Here is a 1,525-nt window from a genome sequence, read left to right as displayed (position 1 = left end):
GGCGGCGACGGCGGCGGTAAGGATGCTGCGCATGTCTGTTTCCTTTCTTGGTCTCTCATGCGTTCCGTATGGCGGTGTTTTGCTCTATCCCCGTCCCCCGAACGTTGCGCTCGCTCAAACTGTGGACGGGAAGATGGGAAAGCTGGACGAAAGCCTTCTGCGAGAGGTTCCGCCCTTCCGGCGGCTGGACCGGCCGCAGGTCCGCGAGATCCTGGACCAGGCGACGCCGCGCCGCTTCGAGGAAGGCGCACCCGCGTTCCGCGAAGGAGACCCGGCCGACCGCTTCTACCTGCTCCTTGACGGCTTCATCCGCGTGATGCGCACCACGCCGGGCGGCGAGCAGGTGACCTCGCTCCACATCCCCTCGGGCCAGCTTTTCGGCATCGCCGCCGCGCTGGGGCGCGACACCTACCCCGCCACCGCGATGTGCGCGGGCGAATGCCTGACGCTGTTCTGGCCGATGCGCCTGTGGCACCCGTTCGTGGCGAAGTACGACGGCTTCGCCGAGGAAGGCTACAAGACCGTGGGCACGCGCGTGAACGAGATGAACACGCGGATCATGGAACTTGCGACCCAGCAGGTCGAGCAGCGCGTCGCCGGCGCCCTGCTGCGGCTGGTCAAGCAGACCGGGCGCAAGGTCGAGGGCGGCATCGAGATCGCGTTTCCGATCACCCGTCAGGACATCTCGGAGATGACGGGCACGACCCTGCACACCGTCAGCCGCCTTCTGTCGAAGTGGGAGAAGGACGGCATCGTCAGCGGGCGGCGCAAGCACGTCACGGTGACCGACCCGCACCGGCTGGTGGTGATCAGCGGGACGTGACCGCCACCGCCTCGGCGAGTTCGGCGCGGAAGGTATCCTCGTCCACGCCGTGCTCGGCGCAGGCGTCGATCACCGTGTGAAACGGCGTGATCATGCACCCGATGCAGAGCATCTTGTGACGCAGGAATATCCGCGTCGCCTGGGGCCAGGCGTCCAGCAAATCCTGAATCGTGAGGTCCGGGTCATCTATGCGAGGACGTCGCATGGCGCTCTCCTGTTCTGAGAGACGACCCTAGGCTCGAAAACCTCTTCGTTCTTTGCGCCTGCGCAACATTCCCGGCGTGCCGCCGCGCTAAGCCCTGTCCACCCGAAACGAAGACAGGACGCTCGCAAGATGTCAGAGATCCTAACGAAGTCGCGGGCCCGCAACGTGTTTTACGGAGGATCGCTGTTCTTCATCGCGATCTTCGTCGGGCTCACCGTCCATTCGCACCGCTACGTCGTGAACCAATCCACCGCCGGCATGGATCTGTCCGAGCAGGTCGTCGCCGGCAAGCACGTGTGGGAGCGCAACTCGTGCATCAACTGCCACACGCTTCACGGCGAAGGCGCCTACTTTGCGCCCGAGCTCGGCAACGTGATGACCCGCTGGGGCGTCCAGGACGATCCCGAGATGGCGTGGCAGATGCTCGACGGCTGGATGAAGGCGCAACCCTCGCGGATCGAGGGCCGCCGGCAGATGCCGTTCTTCGAACTCACCGA

The 1,525-nt window shown here is 65.2% G+C and carries 3 protein-coding genes; 2 read left to right on the top strand and 1 reads right to left on the bottom strand.

Features of this window, described 5'->3' with window-relative positions; translation table 11 throughout:
- Positions 1-133 precede the first annotated feature (133 nt).
- Entirely contained in the window at positions 134-823 is a 690-nt protein-coding gene (locus BM162_RS22215) for a Crp/Fnr family transcriptional regulator (protein ID WP_093426039.1), read from the top strand.
- Here BM162_RS22215 and BM162_RS22210 read toward each other — a convergent pair.
- Entirely contained in the window at positions 810-1,028 is a 219-nt protein-coding gene (locus BM162_RS22210) for a DUF1858 domain-containing protein (RefSeq protein WP_093426037.1), read from the bottom strand. The two genes, BM162_RS22215 and BM162_RS22210, sit on opposite strands and share 14 nt — an antisense overlap.
- Positions 1,029-1,157: 129 nt before the next feature.
- Here BM162_RS22210 and BM162_RS22205 point away from each other — a divergent pair.
- Positions 1,158-1,525 (top strand): c-type cytochrome (locus BM162_RS22205; protein ID WP_093426036.1); only part of this gene is annotated, 368 nt, incomplete at its 3' end.

Origin of the sequence: Tranquillimonas alkanivorans (genome assembly GCF_900115595.1) — a bacterium.
In the GTDB taxonomy this organism is placed as follows: Bacteria; Pseudomonadota; Alphaproteobacteria; order Rhodobacterales; family Rhodobacteraceae; genus Tranquillimonas; species Tranquillimonas alkanivorans.
This window is presented reverse-complemented; position numbering and strand designations above follow the sequence as displayed.